Origin of the sequence: Teredinibacter franksiae (assembly GCF_014218805.1) — a bacterium.
Classification (GTDB): domain Bacteria; phylum Pseudomonadota; class Gammaproteobacteria; order Pseudomonadales; family Cellvibrionaceae; genus Teredinibacter; species Teredinibacter franksiae.
Window position 1 is genome coordinate 2,320,650 of record NZ_JACJUV010000001.1, and the last position, 24,804, is coordinate 2,345,453.

Genomic DNA, 24,804 nt, shown 5'->3' on the forward strand with positions numbered 1-24,804 from the left:
TTGGCCACAAACCCCCAGGTCTCTACTCTTGCATGCGAGTAAATACTAACTCACCGCCGTCCGACATAGCGCTGTTATAGCGGTAGCCGTCCCAATCAAAACCTTTTAATTTCATGGGATCGGTAATTCCATTCTTAATAATATAGGCGCTCATTCGCCCCCTCGCCTTCTTGGCAAAGAAACTGATGATTTTATATTGGCCGTTTTTCCAGTCTTTGAACACCGGCGTAATAATGCTGGCGCTAAGTTTGGTTTTATCTACCGATTTGAAATACTCATTGGACGCGAGGTTTACTAGCGTTTGAGTGCCCAACTTTTTTAACTGCTTATTAAGCAGTAACACAATATTGTCACCCCAGAACTGATAGAGATTTGCACCCCGTTCGTTTGCAAAGCTAGTACCCATTTCCAAACGGTAGGGCTGCATCAAATCCAGTGGTTTTAGCACGCCATACAACCCGGAAAGAATCCGCAAATGCTGCTGCGCGAAAGCAAACGCTTGTTCGTCAAAGCTGTAGGCATCCAGGCCCACATACACGTCGCCTTTAAAGGCTAAAACAGCCTGTCGCGCGTTGCTGGCATTAAAAGGCAGGCTCCACTGCTGAAAACGGTCGTAATTGAGCACGCCCAGTTTGTCGCTTATCCCCATAAGCGAAGACACGCCCTGTGGCGACAGCTCTTTCAGCCCCACCATCAGCTCGCTGGCGTCGTCCAGCAACGCCGCTTTTGTATGTTTTTTTGTGGGTGTGGGGGTTTCGTAATCCAAATTTTTTGCGGGGGAAATGACAATCAGCATAGGGAGGGCTCACAAATGAAATAGGCGACACATTATGTCTCTGTCGCCCAAGCGGTAAAAGCAGTGAAAATTTTTAGTGTTAATTACAGGCACCAGCATACTTGTACCTTTGCCTTGCGTATAAATGGCACGCCAAGCCAGAGGCCAAATAGATGGCCTGCCGCTATTCTGGCTTGAGTATATCCTGCCACCAGAGCATCGGCACCAGCTCGCCATCCTGTTCGGTATACACATTCCCGTAAAGCCAACCGCTCTCGCCTTCAGTGGAAGCATGCTTATTCAATATTTGCTCTATAACGGTAAAACCGCAACTCACATGTATGCTGAAAATCAGCATGCGTGCGTTTTGAAAATCCAGCGTACCCCCTAGCTTCTCTATCTCAGGTACCAGTGCCGCTGCAATTTTCTCGATTTCGGCTCTAGCAATGACTCGAACACACAGGTTACCCGAACGTTTCAGAACTTTATGCGTGCCTTTATCCTCGTTTACCTGTATTAGATCACCACGGGCAAGCCCGCGAATAAAACCCGGGGATTGCTCTAGTAGAAACTGACCGGGTTCTGGCTCAGTGACATTGAGGTCTTCAACAACGGGTTTACCGTCTACCTTTTCGCCAGCATAAAGGCGAATGCTTTTTACTTGTTGCTCTTTCGTCATGGATTCATCATGCCTTGAATTGAACCAACCATTATAATGGCCTTACACCACAAAGGAAAAAAGGACCCTACCATGATCCGAATTCGACTCCTTCTCGCTCTTACTGCTCTTTTATTAGCCACCACAGGGTGTAGCGTGAACCAAGTAACGGGCGAGCGCCAATTAAGCATGCCTATGTCGGAACAAATTGCCCTTGGCAGCAAACAGTATATGCCCGCTCAACAGCAACAGGGGGGGCGTTACGTTGTCGACCCAGACCTCAATGTATACGTCAATAGAGTTGGTAAAGCCGTAGCCCAACCCAGCCCGGTAAATTTACCCTACGAATTTGTGGTGTTAAACAGCGACATACCCAACGCCTGGGCACTGCCCGGCGGCAAAATAGCGATTAACCGCGGACTCTTAGTGCTACTGGAAGACGAAGCTCAGCTGGCAGCCGTGCTCGGGCACGAGGTCGTGCATGCTGCGGCCGAACACTCGGCCACTCAAATGCGTAAACAGCAGATTCTCGGGGTAGGTGTTGTGCTCGCCGGTGTGGCCGCGACCCAGTCCGACAATAAGAGCGCGCTTCTTGTTGCCACCGGTGCGGTGGTGGGTGCTCAAGCTTACCAAGCGCATTATGGCCGCAAGCAGGAATTACAGGCCGATGATATAGGTATTAACTATATGGTTGCCGCAGGCTATGACCCGCGCGCCTCCATTGAACTTCAAGAAACATTTGTGAAGCTTTCAGCCGGTGGCCAAAGTAATTTCTTCAGCCAGTTATTTGCCAGCCACCCCCCTTCGCAAAACCGCGTAGACCGCAATCGCGCAAAAGCCGAAAAGCTGCCTACGGGGAAACGTAATAAGGCAGCTTTCCAGCGAGCTATAGCGCAAGTGAAAAAAGACCAACCTGCCTACGACCTGCATGCGAAAGCGCTCAAGGCCGTGGGTGACAAAGACTACGCTAACGCACTAGCACTGACCAATAAGGCCATAAAGAAACAGCCCAACGAGTCGTTGTTTTATGTCACCAAAGGGCAGCTGCTCGCTGCGCAAAAAAACGACAAGGGCGCACGCGACGCCTTCGCTAAAGCAGCACGCCTTAACCCTGAGTATTTTATGAGCCAGCTAGGCCTAGGGGTGAGCGAAGTTAAATTGAAAAACTTTAGCAATGCTAAACAGTCTCTACAGAAAAGTGTAAAGCTACTGCCAACCTCGCTGGCCATTTATAATTTAGGTGAGATAGAAGAAAAGCAGGGCAACCGCCAGCAGGCAATTGAGTACTACAAGCAGGCCGCAACGGAAAACAGTGATATTGGCAAAGCGGCGCAACAAAAATTGAAAACTCTTGGTGCCAACCAGTAATTTTTCGCTTGGCGCCAGGCTCTTAATGTCTGGCGCTAGGCCTTAGCAGGCAAAATTACCTTCTTTCCGGCGGCGCTCACATTCCTTGCGAATATTCTCACAGGCCGTCACTTTGCCTGGTGATGTTGGGTTTCCGGTAACACATTCATCATTTTTTGCTGCCAGCTCCTGATTGCTCATACCGCGCATACCGCCTTCACACCCGAGCAGAGCTGCAATTAGAATAAAAATGCCGATAACTCTCATGATCAACATGGGCCTCAATGTCAGTTTGTGGGGTTTTTACCGTTGCGCCCCAGAAGACTCTTTGGGCAGAGAACGTCTTTTGAGTGTAGCTTATAACCGCTAGTTGTGAGGGATTGACAGGGGTGTGAGTTGCTCAAGGCGCTTGATAGCGCATACGGGCATCAGTTTTCTTATTAGACCTAAAGTTCAGAGGCTAGGACCGCGAGAAACGCTTACCTGCGCGTATTGCTGGCCGGATACGCAAAAAATGCATCGCTACACGGACGTAGTAAATTAGCGCAATGCAGGAGCAATTGCCGAGGAGCAATTTTCTGTCCGTACATCCCATACCCCGGCTCCTGCGCATCCATGCGCCCGCCGGATACGACCGCCACGGATGGCGGAAGTGCAGAAAATGCATCGCTACACGGACGTAGTAAATTAGTGCAATGCAGGAGCAATTGCCGAGGAGCAATTTTCTGTCCGTACATCCTGTACCCCGGCTCCTGCGCATCCATGCGCCCGCCGGATACCGTACATCCTGTACCCCGGCTCCTGCGCATCCATGCGCCCGCCGGATACCGTACATCCTGTACATAAAAAAGGGGCCTTTCGGCCCCTTTTGATTAACGATTAAAGTAATTTAGAACTTCAGGATTGCACCGGCACCGATGTAAGTGTCGTCGATGCCTTCGTCAGATTCTTCACTCGTGATGTAGGAGATAAACTGGAATTTCTTGGTGAAGTTATAGTCAGCACCAACACTGGCAGTGGTAGCAGCTTCTTCAACGATATCGGAAGCACCATACTGAGCTTTAATATCCCACTGACTAACCGCAAGCTTTGCCGACACCAACCAACCACTTAGGCTATCGCCTTCTGCAGGCTCAACGGTTTCGTACAGTGCACCCAGCTGCGCATTACCCAGCTGGTAAGTACCGGTCAGTCGGACCGCACTGGAATCGATTTCTTCAATACCATTATCGTAGGCAACGGCTAAATACAGGGCATCATCTTTATAGCTTGCCGCTGATGAAATACCCCCGTCTACGCCATCTTCTTCGCTGGCCACATATTGAACGGTACCCGAGAAGCCACTCATATTGGGTGTGGTGTAAGCAACGGTGTTGGCAACACGGTTGTCATTCACGGTTATCGCGCTGGCGATATCGCCCTCAAGATCACCGAATACATCCACTTTGCCCTGTGACGATTTAAAGGCCGTATCAAACAGACCAGCCTTAACCAAACCAAAATCACCCTTCACGCCCAAGAAGGAGTTACGCTGAGTCCAAGTAGTGGTGTCATCAGGATTAATACCCAATTCGTACTGATAAACAACCGTAAAATTGCTGTCAGTCTCTGCGGTGCCTTTAAAACCCAAACGCGAAGCATTGCTCTTAACTTCGAATACGGATGTATCACCTTCATCTGCGTTTTGCAGAGTAAGGTTCATTTTACCGTAAACATCGACATCTTCTGCCTGAGCAGACGCAACCATGCTCAAAGCAATAAGTGCAGGTAAGAGTTTTTTGTTCATATTTTTCCCCAAAAAATGAATGATATAAATGCGCTCAAGGGCGCGGAATGTAATCGGCGAGATTCTACAAAAGAATGTAAATTTTATTTCTGAACTATGACAAGTTTATGACAACTTAACGGTATAACCGATAGAAAATTCGCCCATTTCGATAATTATGGATCAACTTCAAATTTTTGTTGCCGCGTATGCGGCCTATGGCGACTATATTTGCTTGCTATTCCATTCCAAACAGGCAATTACACGCTAGGGCTAAGAAGATAAACAAGGGCCAAACAGCCCTTTGAATTTTTACGCTATTTTTATAGGGTATTTAGTCGGTGCTATTTCCCTTCGTCGAGCTGCTTTACGATATCTTTAATGGACACGTGGCGAACATCAGTGCCGCGTACCAAATAGATCACGTGCTCGGCAATATTCCGTGAATGATCACCAATGCGCTCCAATGAGCGCAACGCCCAAATAATGTTCAGCACACGAGAGATGCTGCGCGGATCTTCCATCATTTGGGTAACCATTTCTCGCATCGCCGATTTGTATTCGCGGTCGATATAACGATCGTCTTGCATCACTTTAATCGCCGAACGCACATCAAAACGCGCAAAGGCATCCAACGCTGCATTGAGGCTTTTTTGTACGTTGGTAGAAAGATGACGAATTTCAATGTAGCCCTTAGCTGCAAAGTCGGTATCTCCGAGTTCTAGTGCCATACGTGCTATTTTACTGGCTTCATCGCCCACGCGTTCCAAGTCGCGAATGGCCTTGGTTACACTCAGCACTAAGCGTAAATCCGATGCCGCCGGCTGCCGGCGAGCAAGAATCTCGGTGCATTCAGCATCAATACTGACTTCGCGGTTATTCACCTCATTTTCAATTTGCAGTACCTGTTCAGCCAAGTTTGCATCGGCGTCTTGCAGCGCCTGCACAGCATTCGCCACTTGGTTTTCAACTAGGCCACCCATTTCCAGCAGGTCGGTACGCAACTGCTCTAAGTCTGCGTTAAACTGCTGAGAAATATGTTGGTCAAGATTCATTGTTTCCATTTGAGATTCCTGTTCTTAATCTTATCCAAAGCGGCCGGTAATGTAGGCTTCTGTTAATGCGTGATCGGGTGTGGTGAATACCTTTTTAGTATCGTTCACTTCAATCAGGTTACCTAGGTGGAAGTAGGCCGTACGGTGTGAAACGCGCGCAGCCTGCTGCATAGAGTGGGTCACAATGGCAATAGTAAAATTTTGACTCAGCTCAGCGATTAATTCTTCAATTTTTGCCGTCGCGATTGGATCCAACGCCGAGCAAGGCTCATCCATCAAAATCACTTCTGGGCTTACGGCGATAGTACGGGCAATACACAAACGCTGTTGCTGACCACCGGAAAGGCCTGTACCCGGCTGGTGCAGTCGATCTTTCACTTCGTCCCAAAGGCTGGCTCTGCGCAAACTGGTTTCAACTATTTCGTCCATCTCGGTACGACGACGTACCAAGCCGTGAATATTCGGGCCATAGGCAACGTTGTCGTAGATCGATTTGGGGAACGGGTTGGGCTTTTGAAAAACCATACCCACGCGCGCGCGCAGTGGCACTACATCCAACTTTGGATCGTAAATGTTCATGCCGTCGAGCTTTAAATCACCCTCAACCCGGCAGGTTTCAATGGTATCGTTCATGCGGTTCAAGCAACGTAAAAAAGTGGATTTACCACAACCCGATGGGCCGATCATGGCAATCACTTCGTTTTCGGCAATATCGAGATTCACATCGAACACGGCCTGTTTGTCCCCGTAAAAAACATCCACGCCGCGCATGGTGAACTTTGGGTTTTCAACCAGTGGCTTGCCTACGGTTTTGCTCTTCTCGCCTGTCTCGGTTCCACCCTGTATGGCGGTTTGGTCTATCATATTCGCTGTCTCTTTCGGCATTGCATCCGACAATTGCTGCTGGGCCCTTGCCTGAGTGTCTTGTACATTTTCGGTTACTTGTGCGTCTTCGATTACTTGCACGTTCGTGTCCCCCTAGGGCCAATTAACGCTTGTTACCATCGTCGTTCAAGGCGCTTACGCAACCAAATGGCGAGGGTATTCATGGTTATCAAGAATGCCAACAGCACCATAATCGCCGCTGAAGTACGCTCAACAAAAGCGCGCTCAGGGCTGTCGGCCCAGAGGAATATCTGCACAGGTAACACGGTGGCCGGGTCAGAAATACTACCCGGAACATCAGCAATAAACGCAACCATACCGATCATTAGCAATGGTGCCGTTTCTCCCAGTGCCTGCGCCATACCGATAATAGCACCCGTTAGCATTCCAGGCATGGCCAAGGGTAGAACGTGCTGAAGAATCATTTGCATTTTCGATGCCCCCATACCCAACGCGGCTTCGCGAATCGAGGGAGGTACGGCTTTAATCGCCGCACGGCTGGAAATAATCACCGTGGGTAACGTCATCAGTGTTAACACCAACCCGCCCACCAACGGAATTGAACGGGGCATACCGAAGAAATTAAGAAATATCGCCAAGCCCAGTAAACCAAAAATAACCGAGGGTACAGCGGCAAGGTTATTAATGTTCACTTCAATAAAGTCGGTAAACTTATTGCGCTTTGCATATTCTTCTAAATAAATCGCGGCGGCAACACCAATGGGGAAAGACAGGGTTGCGGTTACAACCAGTGTTAACAGGCTGCCCAAGAGTGCACCTAAAATCCCAGCCATTTCCGGCTCGGCGGAATCTGCGGAGGTAAAGAAATTCGTATTGAATTGCATTTCAACGACATCTCTCTCTACCAGAGTCTGCACCCACGTCACCTGCTGTTCGGTCAAACGACCGACAAAGGGTTCGTCTTCATTAAGGCTCTTCACATAGGTGTCAACATCGTCATCGGCGAGAATGTCGACCACTAACGATTGCCCCAATAATGCTGGCTTGGCTTCAAGAATATCGCGCAGATCGAAAGCAGCACCGTAACTGGCCATCGCATAAAGTTTGCGTTTATGTTTGCGCGCCGAAACATCGGGAAACTGTGCCAGTAACGCCTTGCGCACAACACCGTTGAAGTTGGCCTGCATTAGCTGTTCTTCGTTCACCTCGGTGATATCCAGCACGTCGGCGTCGAAGTTAACTTCAAGCTGTAAATAGGTTTGACGAAAAGCGCCGCTGCCATTACCAACAATGTCGGTAATTAGAATGATCAATGCCAATAGGCCAATGCCAATGGATAGCATTCCGTATAGTTTGAACCGCCTTTCGGCGGCATAACGCTTCTTTAGGCTGCGCTCCACCAGCTGTGCGGTGCTCGGCCGGGAATTATTCATATTGCTCACGGTATTTTCTCACCACATATAGGGCTACATAGTTAAGTGCCAGGGTTACGATAAAGAGCATCAACCCCAGGGCAAACGCCGCTAGGGTTTTCGGGCTGTCAAACTCTTGATCACCAACCAGCAGCGTCACAATTTGTACGGTTACGGTAGTAACAGAATCCAGTGGGTTAGCGGTTAGCTTGGCGGCAAGACCCGCCGCCATCACTACAATCATTGTTTCACCAATGGCCCGCGATGCGGCCAACAATACACCACTCACAATACCCGGAAGGGCGGCGGGAATAACGACTTGGCGAATCATTTCAGAACCCGTAGCGCCCAGCGCTAGGGCGCCGTCACGCAGCGACTGAGGCACGGCATTGATAACATCATCCGATAGCGACGAGATAAACGGAATTATCATTACGCCCATCACCAAGCCCGCAGCAAGGGCGCTTTCAGAGGTTACGGTTACCCAGTTATCCAAGCCAATAGCCAATGCAAGGTCGCGAATAAAAGGGGCAACTGTGATAGCCGCGAAGAAGCCGTATACCACCGTTGGTATACCCGCCAAAATTTCGAGTAGTGGTTTTATATAAGTGCGAACTTTACGCGGCGCATATTCAGACAGGTATATGGCCGACATAAGCCCTGTAGGCACAGCGATCACCATGGCGATAAAAGCAATAAGCAAAGTACCCGCAAACAGCGGCACAGCACCAAAGCTGCTGGACCCGGCAACCTGATCTTTCCGAATCGCGGTTTGTGGACTCCACTCCAAACCAAACAAGAATTCGGAAATTGGCACAGCATGGAAGAAGCGCAACGACTCCACTAGCACCGACATCACGATACCCACGGTTGTCAAAATGGCCAATGACGCACAGGACAAAAGCGTCAAGCGAAAGACATTTTCGACCTGAGCCCGCGCCCGCATTTGCGGGTTAACTCGCCACCAAGCAAGCCCACCAAAAATGGCCATTAGTAGCATTGCCAGCATTCCTACCAACCAGCGGCTGGTATTGGTTAACGCTTGCGTTCGCTCCGCCGCCGCCAACATATAATCGGGCGCATTTTGTAAACTTAACTCGCTAACCGCTAAATTGTATATTTGGTTCAGCACCAGACCACGCTGGGATTCATCGCTCAGGTCCACATCCGCAGGCAGCTCGCTAAGTACAATGCCTTCAATAATACGGGTATCAAACATCTCCCACAGCGCCAGCATTACCAATGCTGGCACGGCGGCCCAAAGCGCCGTAAGCATGCCATAGTAGTAGGGCAGCGAGTTAAGGTAGCGGGTACCGCCAACGGAGGACGCTACCGCCAGTGAGCGTCCTCTGCCAAGAAAGAAGATCGCGACGAAGAGTCCGACCATCAGTATTGTTAATACCCAAATATCCATTCAGCTTTCTGCCTGTAGCTTAAGCACTGTTTCTGCGTCTAATAAAAAAGTTCTGTGTGAAATAAAATACTGTTGTGTGTAAAAAACAGTGGATTCACCAAAGTAAACAAAGCTCGGAATCGACATGACTGCCGTCCGAGCTGTATCTGAATTACTTTTACCTGTATTTATTACGGGTTGGCTTCTACTGCCATTGGGCTGTATATTTTATATACCGGTTCGGTAATTCCAGCCCCACAATTCCTGCCCCATAAACGCAAAGTTTAGAGGCTTTTAAGGGGTTCCATACCCGCAACGGCCTTACCTATACGAGCGCGCTCTTCATCACCCAGCGGAATCATACCTTTTTCAGTCAAATAACCCTCTTCGCCCCACGCTTTCTCGCTGGTAAATTCAGCTAGGTATTCAGCAATACCTGGAATTAAGCCAACGTGGGCTTTTTTCACGTAAAAGTAGAGCGGACGGGACACAGGGTACCTGCCGTCGGCAATGGTTTCGAACGTTGGCTCAGTACCGTCAACGAAAGAGGCCTGCACCTTGTCCGAGTTCTGATCAAGAAAGCTGAAGCCGAAGATACCCAGAGCATTCTTATTCGCGTTCAGCTTTTGTACGATGAGATTGTCGTTCTCACCCGCTTCTATAAAGGCGCCATCTTCACGAATAATGTGGCAGATTTCCTTGTACCTATTCTTGTCAGACTTTTTCAACGCCGCAATCCACTCAAACTTTTTACAACCACCTTCCATTGCCAGCTCTACAAAAGCATCGCGGGTGCCAGAAGTGGGGGGAGGGCCAAGTACTTCGATCTTATTCGCTGGCAGGGTTGAGTTTACGTCTTTCCAGGTTTTATAGGGGTTATCGATAAGGCTTTCGGAGCCATCACTATTAGGTACTTTTTTAGCCAACGCCAGGAACAGGTCTTTACGCGTTAGTGTTACCTGCTTTGACTTTACTGAATTGGCGATAACGATTCCGTCGTAGCCGATCAGAACTTCAACAACATCTTTAACATTGTTTTTCTGACAGTTTTCAAACTCTGCGGGCTTGATACGACGCGAAGCGTTAGAAATGTCTGGAAAGGATACACCCACGCCACCACAAAATTGTTTGAAGCCACCGCCAGTACCCGTAGATTCAACGGTAGGCGACTTGAACTTGGTCGCTCTGCCGAAGCGCTCGGCAACAACTTTAGAAAAAGGAAAAACCGTAGAAGAGCCTACAATGCTGATAGAATCACGCGCGGCCATTACCGAGGAAGCCGCCATAATGGTCGCAGCAGCAAATGTCCAAACCAGAACTTTTTTCACGAACTATCTCCTTTGAGAAATGTTATGACTAAATAAATCGCACCAACCAAGTTAGCGTCTGGCAAGAGCTCTAGCGCAACCAGGTATAACCCGAATAAACGCCCTAGAACTGCGATGTGGGCATACTAAGTCACTTTTGTGACAGGTTTGTGACACACCAAAATTAACCGCTCAAAGCGGCCTTCCGGCGAACAACCACGCTTGACTCTGCGTACCCTCAAGCGGCAAAGTAATTCGCCTTCGCCCACAGACAAGCGCCATGATTAACAAAACAACATACAACGCCCCCAAGCCACCAGGGAATGCAGTGGTGGCTCTTATCGATAACATCAACCTTGGGGTTGGTCGAACGCTGGCGTGGCTCACGCTGCTGATGGTGCTACTCGTGGCGCTTGTTGTGCTCATGCGCACATTTTTCGGTGTTGGCTCTATCGCTCTGCAAGAATCGGTAACCTACTTACACGCAACCGTGCTTATGCTATGCCTCGGCTATAACCTTCAACAGGGCGGACACGTAAGAGTGGATGTTTTTTACGGTCGCCTGCCGGCCGTGCGCAAGGCTTGGGTAAATGCCCTAGGCAGCGTGGTATTTCTCTTGCCGTTCGCCTTGTTTTTAGTGTTTGCCAGTATCAACTTTGTCACCAAAAGTTGGGCCATTGGTGAAACATCGGCCGACCCCGGGGGGCTGCCTGTGGTATACCTACTTAAAACCCTGATTCCCCTCAGCGGTATTCTGTTAGCCCTTCAGGCAGTCAGTGAAATTTTTCGTTCACTCATCAAGATAACCTGGCAGCACAACACAGCATCGCCGGAAAACAACCATCAACTATAAGAAACCATTGTGATCGAATACCTTCCCCTGCTGATGTTCCTGCTAGTGTGCATTGCCCTAATGATGGGCTACCCGGTAGCGTTCACCCTTGCCAGTTCAGCCCTGTTATTTGCCGGTATAGGCAGCTTGCTGGGTAGCTTTGACCCGAACCTGCTCATGCTTTACCCCGACCGCATTTACAGCGGCACCATGACCAATACCACGCTGATTGCGGTGCCGCTGTTTGTGTTTATGGGGGTAATGCTGGAGCGTTCGAAAATCGCCGAAGAATTATTAGAACGTATGTCTCACGCCTGCGCGGGCATGCCTGCAGGGCTGGGGCTATCGGTAATTCTGGTGGGCGTACTGATGGCCGCCAGCACCGGTATTGTGGGCGCTACGGTAGTCACCATGGGGCTGATGTCCCTACCGACCATGCTTAAGCGCAATTACGACCCCGCGCTCGCTTGCGGCACTATCTGCGCAACCGGCACACTTGGCCAAATTATTCCCCCTTCTATTGCCCTAGTATTGCTGGGTGATGTTCTGTCCAGCGCCTACCAGCAAGCACAATTAAAGCTAGGTATTTTTAATGCCGCGCCCGTGTCGGTTGGCGACCTGTTTATTGGCGCTATCATCCCGGGGCTGGTGCTCGTTATCCTCTATATAGTCTACCTGCTGGTTACCGGTAGCCTTTGGCCTAACTCTGCCCCTGCGGCCAAAGAACATGAATACGTATCCAAACGCGATCTATTTTTCAGTATTGCACCCCCAATATTACTGATTATTCTGGTATTAGGTTCAATCATCGGTGGCGCTGCCACCCCCACAGAGGCCGCCGGTGTTGGAGCCTTGGCAGCCATTCTACTGGCGGCGACAAAAAGGCAACTCAATATTGCTACCCTGCGCGCAGTCGTGCGCTCCACCACTAAAGTAACCGCCATGGTTTTTGCCATACTGCTGGGCGCTTCACTCTTTTCGCTGGTGTTTCAGGGGCTTGGTGGCGATCATTTAGTCGCCCAGTTCTTCGCAGACCTCCCCGGTGGTACCTTTATGGCACTACTGGTGGTCATGCTGGCGATTTTCTTCCTTGGGTTTATTCTCGATTTCATTGAAATTACCTTTGTGGTCATTCCTATTATTGGGCCGGTATTACTGGGAATGGGCGTGGACCCCATATGGCTTGGCATAATGATTGCCGTCAACTTACAAACATCATTTTTAACGCCACCTTTCGGCTTTGCCTTGTTTTATTTACGCGGTGTTGCACCAGAATCGGTCACAACCCAAGAAATATATCGCGGTGTGCTGCCCTTCATTGCTATACAGGTACTGATGATGATATTACTCGCCGTATGGCCCACAATGGCGACATGGTTGCCCGGAATTCTCCACTAGCACGAACAAGGGCATCGTTAAACAATGCTAAAATCTGTCCAATTAAGGAAACCCAAAATGGCGAGTATTGATGAAGAGCCAACACCTAACGGAGAGCTCGTACTGCAAACGCTAGCACTGCCGAGAGATACCAACTCCAACGGAGATATTTTTGGTGGCTGGCTAATGTCGCAGATGGACCTTGGTGGTGCCATTGCCGCCAGAGAAGTCGCTCAAGGGCGGGTTACAACGGTCGCTGTGGGTAGTATGGCGTTTTTACGGCCCGTACCGGTTGGCTCTACCGTCACCTGCTACGCCGAAATTATTGATGTTGGTAGGGCTTCCGTAAAAGCGCTGGTGGAAGTCTGGGTAAAGCAATATACGCGAAAACTGCAGAAGGTCACCGAGGGTGAATTCGTGTATGTGGCTATTGACGACACAGGCCGTATACGGCCCATTCCAAAGCATGATTAAAACCCTACAAAACCCACAACCATAGGAACAGCAAGGCCCGTATTCCAGTCGGCTCAGAACACCGCACCCGACAAATCCAAGGTGCCCGTATACTTCAGCGGCTAAAAATTACCGCCAAGGGTATCAAAAAACGGGCCTAATACGTTCAAGCAAGCGGCGTTGGTTGTAAATGACAAAAACCCAAAATGTCTAAAAATGTTCGACATACAGAAAGTCGTACCCCAACCAAATAAACAAACTGCACAGCATAAGCGTGATGATCATGGCCGGCGTACCTTTACGAAACCATAGGCCAGGCGTAATCGCTAAGCTCGGGTCGTTTTTCTCACGCGCAAGACGTTCGGATATTGTTACGATATAGACATTTGCAGTTGAACCAATATGAGAACCATTACCGCCCATACCTACACCCATCGCCAGCGCCCACCACATAACACTTACGTTTATACCTTCGTTTTGTAGGCCGGCGAGCACAGGGATCATTGCAGCAGTGAATGGAATATTATCGATCAGAGCCGACAATACCGCCGCAATCCACAACAACATGAACGCCGCCATCAACGGGTGCTCAATAATAACCGGTTTAAATTTTTCACCCACCAGCTCCAACAAGCCTGAACTCTCTACCCCACCAATCAAAATAAACAACGAGATAAAAAATATAAGTAGCGGTGTTTCCAAGTGCGCGGTTACTTTTTCCAATTCGATTTTTCGGCTAACAAATACCAACAGTGTCAAACATGCTGCGGCTACTAGCCAGGGTGCCCAACCAATGTGATGGTGCACTACAAACAACACCACCATTATGCCCATCACCACAAGAGACTTTTGCCACAACCTCTTATTTTTGTAGCCAACGACTACTTCGAATTCATGTTCAACTTTTGCCCTCAGCTCCTTGGCAAACAAAAATTTTAATCCAAATAAAATACCAACCCAGGCCAACAAAACCGGTGGCCCCATGTGATAAAAAAATGTATTAAAGTCAATGCCGGCAGCCGAACCAATCATCAGGTTGGGTGGATCACCCACCAAAGTTGCTACACCACCCGTATCGGACAACAGTGCTGCTGCCAACAAATACGGTATAGGTGACACACCCATTTTCTGGCAAATCAAAATGATTAACGGGCCAAAAATTATTACCGTGGTGACGTTATCTAACAACAGAGAAATAATTGTGACCGCACTGCCCAGCAGCACAATTAAACGAAATTGAGAACCACCGCTTAGGCGCGCCAAATACTGCGCCAGATGTTCAAAGCCACCGGTGCTGATCATAATGGAGACAATTATCATCATAATCGCTAGTAGAAATACCACATTCCAATCAATTGCTTCCAGCGCTAGCTCCGGCGAATAAAAACCAAAAAGCTGGCCAGTAATAATAATTGCACCGGCACCGGCCATAGCGAACTTGGCCCGCTCGACCCCGTGAAAATGTTCAGTGAAAATACCTACAAATGTTAAACATAAAATTATGCCGGAAAACCACATAGCGCCTGTTAATTCGATCATTTACACACCCCAAATTTAACGTCGTTCGCTTTCTAATCAGCACCCACTGAATATCCGGTTGTCATTTTATTCAGCAACCAGCGACACCAAACGACTAAAGCAAATTTTTAGCCTGCCACTAGCCTGAACTAAGCGCCCACAACCAATGTATAGCCAATACGGCCTCGGTCAGAGCCTTGCGCTTCAGCTTGCAGGTTGTCGACAACAAATGATGCAAGCAGCCAATCGACTGCTTGTATGGCAACGTTGAGCAACATGCCCTTAACAGAGTAAACAGGCCAGATTAAACGCCGTCATCACCGAAGGATTAGCTCGGATAACACTCAAGTGAGGTCTAGACACATCACCAGCAAAGGCTGACCACGCAAGCTGCCTCAACTAATCTGTAACCCCCACGACTATGCTATGGAGGTTGGCCCGAAACTTACCCCGCCGCACTCTGGGGGCAACAGCATCGGCTCGCCCATGCAAGCCGATAAGGCGTAGTTCACACCGCCATAATGCCGATGCCGATGCCGCTAACAAACCTCAGATCGTCGGGTAGACCGCCATGATGATAAATCGGCCAAGACTCGCTAAACCAAGCGAAACTTGTAGCAGAGCCCCTAACCTAGAGACGAAGATGCTATTATATTCTAATTATCATTAAATTATCATCAAATATGTATATAAAGCACTTAATAGCCCATAGATCACTCAGCTAATGAGCCGTATAAAGGGTACTTTGAATCTTCAAATAATGGGGTACAACCGTGCCGACGCATAGCAAAACTCGCACCGACCTTTGCGGAGGTCTGAGCCTGTGGCACGAACACAGAGTCATAACCTGCTAATATCAGCCACTTCCAAACTTCGGATCTTTAAAATGGAAAACAGGACCGCACGCCTTACCGTGCTTGTAGACCCAAAGAAAAAAACCGCGTTTGAAGAACTATGCGATATAGAGGACGTAACCCCCTCGCAAAAAATCCGCCAATTTATGCGCGAATACATCGAGGAACAGCTAGGGCCAGACTGGAAAGAGAAAGTTTTTAAGGAGAAAAAATGAGCTGACCGACTACCGGCTAGGCTCACTAGGCGCGCAAGAATGGCAGCATTGCTGCCACTCTTTCGCCCTAACGCGTTTGATAATAAGCTTTTTCGGTAAGCGCATGATAGTCGCGTAGCCCAACCAAGTATTCACTATAGGCGGCGTAAATTTTTGCAAATGTGGGGTCGCTTGCCGACATTTCCACATAAAGCTCTTCTGAAATCGCCTTGAATTCGGCTAACACATCATCGGGAAAACGACGCAATTGCACCCCATGTTTATCCACCAGCTCCACCAAAGCCGCATTATTGCGTGCGGTGTACTCGTCGAGCATATCCTGATTAACCATGCGCGCCGCCGCTTCCACCACCGCCTTTAAATCGTCCGGCAGTGAGTTGTAGGCCCCTTTGTTAACAATAATTTCAAGCGCTGGGCCGGGCTCATGCCAACCGGGGTAGTAGTAATATTGTGCAATCTGATGAAAACCAAATGCCAGATCATTGTAGGGGCCAACCCATTCTGTCGCGTCGATTACGCCAGACTGTAATGCTGTATACAGTTCACCGCCGGGAATATTAATGGCTTCGCCACCGGCACGGCTAAACACTTCGCCGCCAATACCCGGAATACGCATTTTTAAACCGTTAATATCATCCATTGAATTAATTTCGCGATTAAACCAACCGCCCATTTGCACACCGGTATTGCCCGCGGCAAATGGAATTAAATTGAACGGCTCATACAGCTCTCGCCACAGCTCCAAACCGCCGCCGTAATGCAACCAACCATTTAATTCCTGCGCATTCATACCAAAGGGCACGGAGGTGAAAAATACCGACGATGGAATTTTGCCCTTCCAATAATAAGCTGCGCCGTGACCCATTTGCACGCTACCGGACGATACCGCACCGAACACACCCATAGCCGGCACAATTTCATTAGCACCGTGTACCCGAATTTTTAATCGGCCAGCACTCATCTGGCCTACCATGCGTGCGAAATTTTCGGGAGCTAAACCAAGTCCAGGGAAGTTTTTCGGCCAGGTGGTCACCATTTTCCATTCGAATATTTGTTGTTCAGTTTTGCTGATGGTGTTAACCGGCGCATTACGCTCTTTACCCGAATTAATCACCAGCAATGCAAACATAAGCACGCACAAACCCAGCAGTAATATAATTGCCGCAGGCATCCACCAGGGAGAGTATCGCGGCATTAACGATTGGGTTTCCATAGCATCTCTTTATAAGAATTTAAATTAAATTGCTTCTAATTTTGCGTACTGTAATACCAACCATTTACTGCCTTCGGTGGCAAAATTAACATACACGCGCGCACTGGCACCCTGCCCTTCAAACTGAGTAATCGTGCCTTCGCCAAAGATAGGGTGCAGCACCGATTGCCCCAGTGACAAATCCGGAAAATCATTAACCTCCGATTGCGAAGAATAAGAGGGCGCATAGGAAGCCGGGCGACTGATGGTCGCTTTTATGCGCACTTCCTGAATGAGGGATTTCGGAATTTCACGTACAAACCGAGAAATTGCATTAAAGTTTTCATTGCCGTACAAACGCCGACTTTCGGCATAACTGATGACGAGCTTATCCATAGCGCGGGTAATACCCACGTAGCAAAGGCGACGCTCTTCCTCTAGCCTGCCATGCTCTTCCAGCGACATTTTGTGTGGGAATAGGTTTTCTTCCATACCCACAAGAAAAACCAAAGGAAACTCCAACCCTTTGGCACTGTGTAGCGTCATCATTTGCACGGCATCTTCAAATTCGTCGGCCTGTGCATCGCCGGCATCCAGCGCGGCATTATCTAAAAACGCTTGAAGCGGCGAAAGGTCTTCATCCTCTGCGTCAAAGCCCCTACAGGCATTCACCAGCTCCTGCAGGTTTTCCACCCGCGCCTGACCTTTTTCACCTTTTTCTTTTTGATGGTAATCGAGCAGGCCACTCTGCTCGATTACCCGCTCTACCACTTCGCCCATGTCCAACCCGTCAATAGCGTCTTCCATTTCCGCTATTAAGTTGATAAATGTTTTTAACGCATTGGATGCCCGCGCGGTGAAAACCTGATTGCGTATAGCGCCTTCCGTTGCGGCAAACAGCGAGGTGCCCTGCTCACGCGCAAACAGCCGTATAGTTTCAATGGTTTTTGCACCAATTCCACGGGTGGGCGTATTAATGACACGCTCCCAAGCCGCATCATCGTTACGGTTTAACAGTAAACGTAAATACGCTAGCGCATTTTTAATTTCTAGCCGCTCATAAAAACGCTGACCGCCGTATATGCGGTATGGAATATTTTCACGAATAAACGCTTCTTCCAATACCCGTGACTGAGCGTTGGATCGATAGAGAATGGCGCAATCGCTGTTTTTACAGCCACTGGTTTCTATATAGTCTTTTACCCTATCAACAATGTAACGCGCTTCGTCCTGCTCATTAAAAGCGGCGTAAAGGTCTATAAGCTCACCGTCTTCGCCGCTAGTCCACAAGGATTTGCCCAAGCGCTCGGCATTGTTTTTGATTACCGCATTGGCCGCATTCAAAATTGTCGCGGTAGATCGGTAATTTTGTTCAAGCCGGGTAACGGCAACCGGCGAAAAGTCTTGCTCGAACTGCTGAATATTTTCAATTTTAGCACCGCGCCAACCATAGATAGATTGGTCGTCGTCACCCACCGCGCATATGTTAGATTCCTTGCCCGCGAGCACCCTCAACCACGCGTATTGCACCGCATTGGTATCCTGAAATTCATCCACAAGTAACGCGCGAAACCGCATTTGGTAGTGTTTAAGCAGGGTGGGGTTTTTTAACCAGAGTTCGTGCGAACGTAAAAGCAGTTCGGCAAAATCGACCATACCACCACGCTCACAGGCTTCCTCGTAGGCGTGGTAAACCGTTTTCATCATTACCAGAAACGGGTCTCGGCTTTCGTCCATATGTGCCGCGCGAATGCCTTCGTCTTTTTGGCCATTGATATACCATTGCGCCTGTTTTGGCGGCCAGTGACTGTCGTCTAGCTTAAGCTGTTGATAAATACGCTTAACCACCCGCAATTGATCATCGCTGTCGAGGATTTGAAAGCCTTGCGGTAATCCGGCTTCCTGCCAATGCGCTTTTAGTAGCCTATGCGCTATACCATGGAAGGTGCCCACCCACATACTTCGAGTGCTAAACGGGCCAGCCGTATCTTCCATTAACCCGCCGAGGCGCTCTTTCATTTCACGCGCAGCTTTATTGGTAAAAGTAACCGCAAGTATTTGGTGGGGCGAATAGCCATGGGCCTGAATTAACCAAGCTATTCTGTGTACCAACACACGCGTTTTACCCGAGCCGGCACCCGCTAATACCAGCTGGTTTTGTGGATCTGCGGCTACGGCTTGCTGTTGGGCGCTGTTAAGATCTTTGAGAAGGGTATCGATTTGCATGGCGGCAGATTGTATCAGAACGGCTGTTGAAATGACGGCCTAAAGTTAGCCAGATTGTAACTGCACAGCTTAGTATTCCGTATAACTACTGGGCGCCTCTATTGTTTCACTTCTGTCCAGCGAACTTTGCGACCATCGCCAAGAACTCTAACAGGCAGAGCCCCAGGGGTTGACGTTTTTTGCTGATAGGTTTCCTTAATATGGGGGCCTGCAACAATAACCGCCACCCCCAAAACACGACTTAACCCCCCCGGCTGCTGTCGTAGGTTATCAATATTTTGTTTCGATTCATTAGGCCAAGCTCGAACCAAAAAATTGATGGCATAGTTGCCGGGCTGGTCTCCAGCACGCAAAACCACCGGTATTTCTAGTGCGCCGCCAGTGGCTTCTATTACCCACCGATTCTCTGCGCCCATTAACTCCAACCCCCGAGGCTCTCGTAATTGAATGTCCAATAAATGCTGCCCATCCGGTACTTGCAGCTCGATGGTTTGATTGAGCAGCTCGCCAGGCAGTAAGGTAATAGGCTCCGTTGTGAGCCATACGGGTGCCCCCGGCTTTTGATACGGTAGCCCGGCCGCAACACCATAAATAGACGGCAACATAAGGCAGAAAACCATTAAGGTGACCCATTGTTTTAGCCTATAGGAGTGCTTCACTTATTCCCGCCTTCTCAAATTACACTAACGTTAAAACAGGTTGTATTACGCAAACTGCTGTCTTCATCGGCGTTATACTTATCGAATATTTCAAGTACGTGCTCGCCCGTCGATAAAAGCGCAACACCCACCTCAAGATCATTCACTGAGCTGATCATCTGTGCAATAAATCGTCGATTCTTGTAAAGTCGCGCATTCGGATTAGAGACTTCACTCCCTCCATTTACACGCTCAATACGAAACTGAACAGAACCTGGGTTGGTAATGCTAAGTCGAATGAACCTATTTACACCCAGCCCGTTAGCTTCAGAAAATCGGTTGCTGCTGCACGCCTCAATTGTTTCACCTTGAACCATACTGCTGTAGATCGGCAACACGGAAACATCACCGCCATCGTTAGACTCATCTAAACCGAACCGATCTGTGCCATAAATAGCTTCACTGGCCAGCAACGATTTAAATTCATTTGTCACCGCGGTGGGCTGTTGTTCACGAAAAATTTCGCTGAACAGAAAAATACTGCCCAGGGCATCGCTATGAATAAAACCATCGGCGGTCATAACATCGTAAATGGCAGAAAAACCCAGGCTCAGTGCATCGCCAGATTCATTATGGCTGTCTGCTAGGTCATAGAGCACCTTGCCAATGGAATTTTCGTTATACCAGCCGGCATTACCGTAAAGGTTGTCCTCAAGATTAAAACGAAAGCTATCGAACAAGCCAGTGCCAGCGGAATCCATATAATTCGGTTCACCCGACACTAGCGCGGTCAGCGCATTAGAGAAACCCTCACTAAAAGCCACCCGCATATCCAACTTGGAGCTCAATCCGTGCGAACCTCCAATGCTATCGCTGCGCGATAGGCCATCTTCAAAGAAATGACCTAGCTCGTGCTGAATAACACTAAAATCATATTCATCGGTGTCGTTATAGGCATCACCGAGAATGTAAATTCTATTGCTGAATACGTCGTAATAGGACGTACCCACATAGCCCTCGGTTACATCCCCCGCCGAAGCCTTATTGCGGTAACTCCAATTCAAAGTACAGGCCGGTAGAACAAAGGAATCGTCGGCGGCCGCTATAGCACTCACAACTTGGTACACAGCATGTAAAACAGCAAAGGGCGCAGCGGGGCGATGGGCTTCGTCGTCAAACTCGCCGAGTACTCGATTCCAGCCCGACTCGGCATGAATATCTCGGGTTTCGTTCAGCCGTGTGGTTAACGCCAGCGTATCGGCCAGCAGGTAGAGGCTGTCGCCCTCGGTGTTATCGACCACAGCAAAATCCCATTGCGGCCCGGCGTCGCTATAGTACTCAGCCAATACCACTACACGCGCCTGAGTATTGGGCGGTGCGCCAATAGAGTAAAAACCATCGTTGTCGGTTTTGCTCTGGCGAATCACGCTGTCGGTCGCATCCATAAGCTGCACCGTAACCCCCCGCACCGCTTCCGGGGCAGCTTTAGTGTATTCCAGACCACCGAAAGCATTGTGGGGCACAAGATCGAAGGTAATGTGGCCAGAGATTGTAATATCACCTTCAATCGATACAGGCGAAAATACAGGCCCAGATGTGGGTGTCTGACGTGGCTCAGGGGAGGGAACAACAACCGGAGGGCTCGACTGTCCGCTATCCGAACCACCGCCGCACCCGGTTGCCAAGAGTGTGCAAAAAAGAATTATGGCTGTTAGGAGGAACTGCATTCAGTATCAGACTCTACTTCGTTGGCATATCAGCCTAAATGTAACAATACACGGAGCACTTGGCACGAACAAATTGACTCGAAGTTGCAAGGATTCTATCTGGCGCACATTTCACTCGGCTGAGTTATTACTCATTTGAGCTGCCACTAAGAATTCGTGATTTCCATCCCCGCCTTTTATTGGGCTTTGCAGATACGCTAACACGGTGAAACCCAACTCTGTGAGGTGCTCATGAATACGCTGCTCCACCCGCTGAAATGAGGCCTTATCGCGCACAATACCGTTTTTGCCGACAAAGTCTTTGCCCACTTCAAACTGCGGCTTAACCAAGCTAAGCAGATGACCACCCGGCTTTAACACAGCAGGAATACGCGGAAGTATATGGTGCTGTGAGATAAACGATACATCCATTACCGCTATATCGAAGCCCTGACGGGCCATTGCAGGCATGTCTTCAAGGGTGAGGTTACGGGCGTTATATTGCTCCAGCGTCACCACCCGGTTATCGCTTAAAAGGCTCGATGCAATCTGGGCCCGGCCAACCTCAATACCCACCACCTGTGCAGCTCCCTGCTGTAACAGGCAGTCCGTAAAGCCACCGGTAGACTGGCCAATATCCAGCGCTATTGCGCCTTCCGGGCTCAACTGTACATGATTTAGTGCCGCTTCAAGCTTTAAACCCGCACGTGAAACATATTTTTGCTCCTGCGAAAAAGCGACCTTAAACAGTGTACTGGCTTCAAACTTTTCCGACGACTTCAGCACCCTACGCCAAACACCCATTTCGCGAACATCAACTAAATTGGCTGCAATCAGTTTTTGCGCTTCCGTACGCGATTTAACCAATTGATTGTCTACTAGGAGTACGTCTATTCGTTTCATGGTTGTATCTGGTGTTTTCGCAGTTTTACACTTAAGCTGAGTTCGAATTCCAACGTAAAAGCTCGCCAATGTCCATGTCGAATAGCTCTCAAGCACACCCCTCTTTGACATACTCCGTTAAATCCATTGGGCAAGATCAACAACCCCTAATTATTGTCGAGAACTTTCTCTCAGACCCCCACTCGCTTGTTCAATTTGCCAGCAGCCACTGCCAGCTTACCCCCAGTAACGACTTATACCCGGGTATTCGCACACATTCGCCACCTCAGTACTTGCAACTCATTCGCGCACAACTGGGCGATTTAATTGCTTCAACCTTTAAACTAAATCACCAGAATGTAAAGCTGGCCGAATCTTACCTGTCCATTGTCAATACACCAGCGAAAAATTTACACCCACTACAGCGCATCCCTCATATTGATGGCGCCAATCCAAACGATATCGCCTTTCTGCACTTTTTATGTGATGAAAAATACGGAGGCACATCGTTTTATCGCCATCGCGCTACCGGCTATGAATTCATCAACGATGAACGCTTAAACAGCTTTACCCAATCACTCGAAAAAGAATTTGAAACGCTGGGCTTACCTGAAGGTTATACACACGGCACAAGTCAACTTTTCGAAAGAGTTGAAACCTGCGCCGCAAATTTTAATCGGCTATTAGTTTATCGCGGCACCAGCTTGCATTCCGGCGATATTGCAGAAAACTACAATTACGACCCAAACCCAAAAACAGGCCGACTAACGGTTACGTCCTTTTTACGCAGCGCCGTGTAAATGGCGTTATCACTCTGGCACTTTGGCTTTGCAATTTTTGTCAATAAATTCTGACTGTAATGGCATATATTCCACTGATTTATCAACAACACTTTTTACATGCATCATGCGCTGCTCTAGCTCCACGTCTGAAATACCATCCGCAAGTGGGTGATAACGCTCGGGATGAACCCCTTGGCCGTAAAGTACTTCGGCCCAACTAACTTCGTTAAACAACTCATTGTTAAAGCGGTGTATATTCCCGCAGGATTTAAAAGCCGATATTTTGTGTTCTAGTGTTTCGGGTATCGCCATAGTGCGACAGTAGTTCCAAAATTCTGAATCGTTCCTCTCCGTCGCTTTATAATGCAAAATCACAAAATCGCGAATGCGCTCGTACTCAAAGTCCATCTGACGATTGAATTCGTCAATGTCTCCGTGGTTAAAATCTTTAGTTGGAAACATAGCCATCAAACGCGAAATGGCCGACTGCACCAAATGAATACTGGTAGATTCTAGCGGCTCCATAAAACCACTCGACAGCCCCAAGGCGATACAGTTTTTATTCCACAACTTTTTTCGCTTACCCGTGGTAAATTTAATCAGCCGCGGATCGGCCAAAACTTTGCCGTCTAAATTATTCAGCAAAATATTTTTAGCTTCTGCTTCATCCATATATTTGGAACTGAATACATGACCGTTGCCTGTACGGTGCTGCAATGGAATACGCCATTGCCAGCCCGCTGAGTGTGCGGTAGCGCGGGTATACGGCAATAATGGCTCGGTACGCGCACAAGGTACAGCCCAGGCGCTGTCTGCCGGCAACCAATGAGACCAATCTTCGTACCCGGTATGCAGAGCCTCCTCAATCAACAATCCCTTAAAGCCGGAGCAATCGATAAATAAATCCGCCTCAATATTTGAACCATCCTCAAGCACAACCGAATCAATAAAACCGGATTCATTATTGAGTTTCACATCGACGATATGCGCCTCAGTTCTTTTCACACCCTGCGCTTCTGCGCGCTCGCGAAGAAAAGCAGCATACAGGCCTGCGTCAAACTGAAAAGCATACGAAATACTGGATAATGGCGAGTCACCCGCATTCACCGGCCGCATAAATTTGCCTTGATAGCTGGCAACACTGTTCAAAGCATAGGCACCAAGGTCCTCGGCTTTGCCTTGCTGGAATTGCTTCCACCATAACTGATGAAAAGGCAATGAATGCATATTGCGCCCAACATCACCAAAGGCATGCATATAACGGTCGCCATTTTTACCCCAGTTCACAAATTCAATGCCCAACTTAAATGTGCCTTGGGTTTTTTTTATAAACTCGTTTTCATCTAAGCCCAATGTTTTATTGAATACCACTATTTGTGGAATTGTAGCTTCACCGACGCCGACAGTAGGATACTTCTCCGATTCTACCAGCTGAATTTCACAGGCTTCGGCACTGACAAATTTTGAAATCGCCGCTGCTGCCATCCAGCCTGCGGTACCACCGCCTACGATGAGCACTTTTTTAATATTATTATTCGTCGTCATACCGCTACCTTTCCACTTTAGTCATC

23 protein-coding genes are annotated in these 24,804 nt (G+C 48.7%); 6 read left to right on the forward strand and 17 right to left on the reverse strand.

The features are described 5' to 3' along the window. Positions 1–22: 22 nt before the first annotated feature. Together yaaA and H5336_RS09625 are read right to left on the reverse strand one after the other, a co-directional pair. Positions 23–796: a peroxide stress protein YaaA gene (yaaA, locus tag H5336_RS09620; protein ID WP_185233638.1), complete on the reverse strand. Its 774-nt coding sequence runs from the start codon at positions 794–796 to the stop codon at positions 23–25. Positions 797–959: 163 nt separating this feature from the next. Beyond that, positions 960–1,454: a DUF4265 domain-containing protein gene (locus tag H5336_RS09625; protein ID WP_185233640.1), complete on the reverse strand. Its 495-nt coding sequence runs from the start codon at positions 1,452–1,454 to the stop codon at positions 960–962. A gap of 33 nt (positions 1,455–1,487) precedes the next feature. Here H5336_RS09625 and H5336_RS09630 point away from each other — a divergent pair, with 33 nt between their 5' ends. Further along, positions 1,488–2,801, forward strand: a complete 1,314-nt coding sequence (locus H5336_RS09630) for a M48 family metalloprotease (RefSeq protein ID WP_376766542.1) — start codon at positions 1,488–1,490, stop codon at positions 2,799–2,801. A gap of 42 nt (positions 2,802–2,843) precedes the next feature. On the opposite strand, the gene H5336_RS09635 is transcribed toward H5336_RS09630, so the two are convergent. The 7 genes from H5336_RS09635 to H5336_RS09665 all read right to left on the reverse strand — a co-directional run bounded on the left by H5336_RS09635 (position 2,844) and on the right by H5336_RS09665 (position 10,579). Then, positions 2,844–3,056, reverse strand: coding sequence for a hypothetical protein (locus H5336_RS09635; protein WP_246439069.1), 213 nt, complete (start codon positions 3,054–3,056; stop codon positions 2,844–2,846). A 613-nt stretch (positions 3,057–3,669) separates the two neighbouring features. Next, the gene (locus H5336_RS09640) at positions 3,670–4,566 is read right to left on the reverse strand and encodes a porin (RefSeq protein WP_185233644.1); all 897 of its coding nucleotides are present in this window, start codon (positions 4,564–4,566) and stop codon (positions 3,670–3,672) included. Positions 4,567–4,889: 323 nt separating this feature from the next. Continuing rightward, on the reverse strand, positions 4,890–5,609 hold the full coding sequence (gene phoU / locus H5336_RS09645) for a phosphate signaling complex protein PhoU (protein ID WP_185233646.1): 720 nt from the start codon (positions 5,607–5,609) through the stop codon (positions 4,890–4,892). A gap of 21 nt (positions 5,610–5,630) precedes the next feature. Further along, on the reverse strand, positions 5,631–6,464 hold the full coding sequence (gene pstB / locus H5336_RS09650; RefSeq protein WP_246439238.1) for a phosphate ABC transporter ATP-binding protein PstB: 834 nt from the start codon (positions 6,462–6,464) through the stop codon (positions 5,631–5,633). Positions 6,465–6,598: 134 nt separating this feature from the next. Beyond that, positions 6,599–7,879 (reverse strand): phosphate ABC transporter permease PstA, encoded by a 1,281-nt coding sequence (gene pstA, locus H5336_RS09655; protein WP_221628020.1) that lies wholly within the window; start codon positions 7,877–7,879, stop codon positions 6,599–6,601. Then, on the reverse strand, positions 7,872–9,272 hold the full coding sequence (gene pstC, locus H5336_RS09660) for a phosphate ABC transporter permease subunit PstC (protein WP_185233650.1): 1,401 nt from the start codon (positions 9,270–9,272) through the stop codon (positions 7,872–7,874). The genes pstA and pstC overlap by 8 nt, the downstream gene beginning before the upstream one ends. A 263-nt stretch (positions 9,273–9,535) precedes the next feature. Continuing rightward, a complete protein-coding gene (locus tag H5336_RS09665; protein ID WP_185233652.1) occupies positions 9,536–10,579 on the reverse strand; it encodes a PstS family phosphate ABC transporter substrate-binding protein in 1,044 nt (347 codons plus the stop codon). A gap of 259 nt (positions 10,580–10,838) precedes the next feature. On the opposite strand from H5336_RS09665, the gene H5336_RS09670 reads away from it, so the two are divergent. Genes H5336_RS09670 through H5336_RS09680 form a run of 3 tightly spaced genes read left to right on the forward strand, consistent with a single transcriptional unit; the run spans position 10,839 to position 13,241 of the window. Next, on the forward strand, positions 10,839–11,411 hold the full coding sequence (locus tag H5336_RS09670) for a TRAP transporter small permease subunit (protein WP_185233654.1): 573 nt from the start codon (positions 10,839–10,841) through the stop codon (positions 11,409–11,411). A gap of 60 nt (positions 11,412–11,471) precedes the next feature. After that, the gene (locus H5336_RS09675; protein WP_246439239.1) at positions 11,472–12,788 is read left to right on the forward strand and encodes a TRAP transporter large permease; all 1,317 of its coding nucleotides are present in this window, start codon (positions 11,472–11,474) and stop codon (positions 12,786–12,788) included. Positions 12,789–12,845: 57 nt separating this feature from the next. Continuing rightward, entirely contained in the window at positions 12,846–13,241 is a 396-nt protein-coding gene (locus H5336_RS09680) for an acyl-CoA thioesterase (RefSeq protein ID WP_185233656.1), read from the forward strand. Positions 13,242–13,430: 189 nt separating this feature from the next. On the opposite strand, the gene H5336_RS09685 is transcribed toward H5336_RS09680, so the two are convergent. Both H5336_RS09685 and H5336_RS23395 read right to left on the reverse strand, forming a co-directional pair. Continuing rightward, the gene (locus tag H5336_RS09685; RefSeq protein WP_185233658.1) at positions 13,431–14,759 is read right to left on the reverse strand and encodes an ArsB/NhaD family transporter; all 1,329 of its coding nucleotides are present in this window, start codon (positions 14,757–14,759) and stop codon (positions 13,431–13,433) included. Between the two features lie 128 nt (positions 14,760–14,887). Beyond that, the gene (locus tag H5336_RS23395) at positions 14,888–15,016 is read right to left on the reverse strand and encodes a hypothetical protein (protein WP_281385484.1); all 129 of its coding nucleotides are present in this window, start codon (positions 15,014–15,016) and stop codon (positions 14,888–14,890) included. A 608-nt stretch (positions 15,017–15,624) separates the two neighbouring features. On the opposite strand from H5336_RS23395, the gene H5336_RS09690 reads away from it, so the two are divergent. After that, complete coding sequence (locus tag H5336_RS09690) at positions 15,625–15,807, forward strand: ribbon-helix-helix protein (protein ID WP_185233660.1); 183 nt, start codon at positions 15,625–15,627, stop codon at positions 15,805–15,807. Between the two features lie 67 nt (positions 15,808–15,874). Here H5336_RS09690 and H5336_RS09695 read toward each other — a convergent pair whose 3' ends face one another. The 5 genes from H5336_RS09695 to H5336_RS09715 form a co-directional block, all read right to left on the reverse strand. Continuing rightward, positions 15,875–17,020, reverse strand: a complete 1,146-nt coding sequence (locus tag H5336_RS09695) for a TRAP transporter substrate-binding protein (protein ID WP_246439070.1) — start codon at positions 17,018–17,020, stop codon at positions 15,875–15,877. A 24-nt stretch (positions 17,021–17,044) separates the two neighbouring features. Continuing rightward, positions 17,045–19,225, reverse strand: a complete 2,181-nt coding sequence (gene uvrD / locus H5336_RS09700; protein ID WP_185233662.1) for a DNA helicase II — start codon at positions 19,223–19,225, stop codon at positions 17,045–17,047. A gap of 98 nt (positions 19,226–19,323) precedes the next feature. Then, entirely contained in the window at positions 19,324–19,884 is a 561-nt protein-coding gene (locus H5336_RS09705; protein ID WP_185233664.1) for a hypothetical protein, read from the reverse strand. 14 nt (positions 19,885–19,898) lie between these two features. After that, on the reverse strand, positions 19,899–21,590 hold the full coding sequence (locus H5336_RS09710) for a hypothetical protein (RefSeq protein ID WP_185233666.1): 1,692 nt from the start codon (positions 21,588–21,590) through the stop codon (positions 19,899–19,901). Between the two features lie 111 nt (positions 21,591–21,701). Next, a complete protein-coding gene (locus tag H5336_RS09715) occupies positions 21,702–22,472 on the reverse strand; it encodes a TlyA family RNA methyltransferase (protein ID WP_185233668.1) in 771 nt (256 codons plus the stop codon). A 74-nt stretch (positions 22,473–22,546) separates the two neighbouring features. Here H5336_RS09715 and H5336_RS09720 point away from each other — a divergent pair, with 74 nt between their 5' ends. Beyond that, a complete protein-coding gene (locus H5336_RS09720) occupies positions 22,547–23,251 on the forward strand; it encodes a DUF6445 family protein (protein WP_185233670.1) in 705 nt (234 codons plus the stop codon). Between the two features lie 9 nt (positions 23,252–23,260). Here H5336_RS09720 and H5336_RS09725 read toward each other — a convergent pair whose 3' ends face one another. Next, a complete protein-coding gene (locus H5336_RS09725) occupies positions 23,261–24,778 on the reverse strand; it encodes a tryptophan halogenase family protein (protein ID WP_185233672.1) in 1,518 nt (505 codons plus the stop codon). Positions 24,779–24,804 lie beyond the last annotated feature (26 nt).

Coding starts and splice junctions, on each gene's coding strand:
- H5336_RS09675 (WP_246439239.1), top strand. CDS start 11,472: ATGATGGGCTACCCGGTAGCGTTCACCCTTGCCAGTTCAGCCCTGTTA.
- H5336_RS09715 (WP_185233668.1), bottom strand. CDS start 22,472: ATGAAACGAATAGACGTACTCCTAGTAGACAATCAATTGGTTAAATCG.
- H5336_RS09725 (WP_185233672.1), bottom strand. CDS start 24,778: ATGACGACGAATAATAATATTAAAAAAGTGCTCATCGTAGGCGGTGGT.
- pstC (WP_185233650.1), bottom strand. CDS start 9,272: ATGGATATTTGGGTATTAACAATACTGATGGTCGGACTCTTCGTCGCG.
- H5336_RS09695 (WP_246439070.1), bottom strand. CDS start 17,020: ATGGAAACCCAATCGTTAATGCCGCGATACTCTCCCTGGTGGATGCCT.
- H5336_RS09680 (WP_185233656.1), top strand. CDS start 12,846: ATGGCGAGTATTGATGAAGAGCCAACACCTAACGGAGAGCTCGTACTG.
- H5336_RS09685 (WP_185233658.1), bottom strand. CDS start 14,759: ATGATCGAATTAACAGGCGCTATGTGGTTTTCCGGCATAATTTTATGT.
- H5336_RS09635 (WP_246439069.1), bottom strand. CDS start 3,056: ATGTTGATCATGAGAGTTATCGGCATTTTTATTCTAATTGCAGCTCTG.
- H5336_RS09690 (WP_185233660.1), top strand. CDS start 15,625: ATGGAAAACAGGACCGCACGCCTTACCGTGCTTGTAGACCCAAAGAAA.
- H5336_RS23395 (WP_281385484.1), bottom strand. CDS start 15,016: ATGTTGCTCAACGTTGCCATACAAGCAGTCGATTGGCTGCTTGCATCA.
- H5336_RS09640 (WP_185233644.1), bottom strand. CDS start 4,566: ATGAACAAAAAACTCTTACCTGCACTTATTGCTTTGAGCATGGTTGCG.
- H5336_RS09720 (WP_185233670.1), top strand. CDS start 22,547: ATGTCGAATAGCTCTCAAGCACACCCCTCTTTGACATACTCCGTTAAA.
- pstA (WP_221628020.1), bottom strand. CDS start 7,879: ATGAATAATTCCCGGCCGAGCACCGCACAGCTGGTGGAGCGCAGCCTA.
- H5336_RS09670 (WP_185233654.1), top strand. CDS start 10,839: ATGATTAACAAAACAACATACAACGCCCCCAAGCCACCAGGGAATGCA.
- pstB (WP_246439238.1), bottom strand. CDS start 6,464: ATGATAGACCAAACCGCCATACAGGGTGGAACCGAGACAGGCGAGAAG.
- phoU (WP_185233646.1), bottom strand. CDS start 5,609: ATGGAAACAATGAATCTTGACCAACATATTTCTCAGCAGTTTAACGCA.
- yaaA (WP_185233638.1), bottom strand. CDS start 796: ATGCTGATTGTCATTTCCCCCGCAAAAAATTTGGATTACGAAACCCCC.
- H5336_RS09625 (WP_185233640.1), bottom strand. CDS start 1,454: ATGACGAAAGAGCAACAAGTAAAAAGCATTCGCCTTTATGCTGGCGAA.
- H5336_RS09710 (WP_185233666.1), bottom strand. CDS start 21,590: ATGCAGTTCCTCCTAACAGCCATAATTCTTTTTTGCACACTCTTGGCA.
- uvrD (WP_185233662.1), bottom strand. CDS start 19,225: ATGCAAATCGATACCCTTCTCAAAGATCTTAACAGCGCCCAACAGCAA.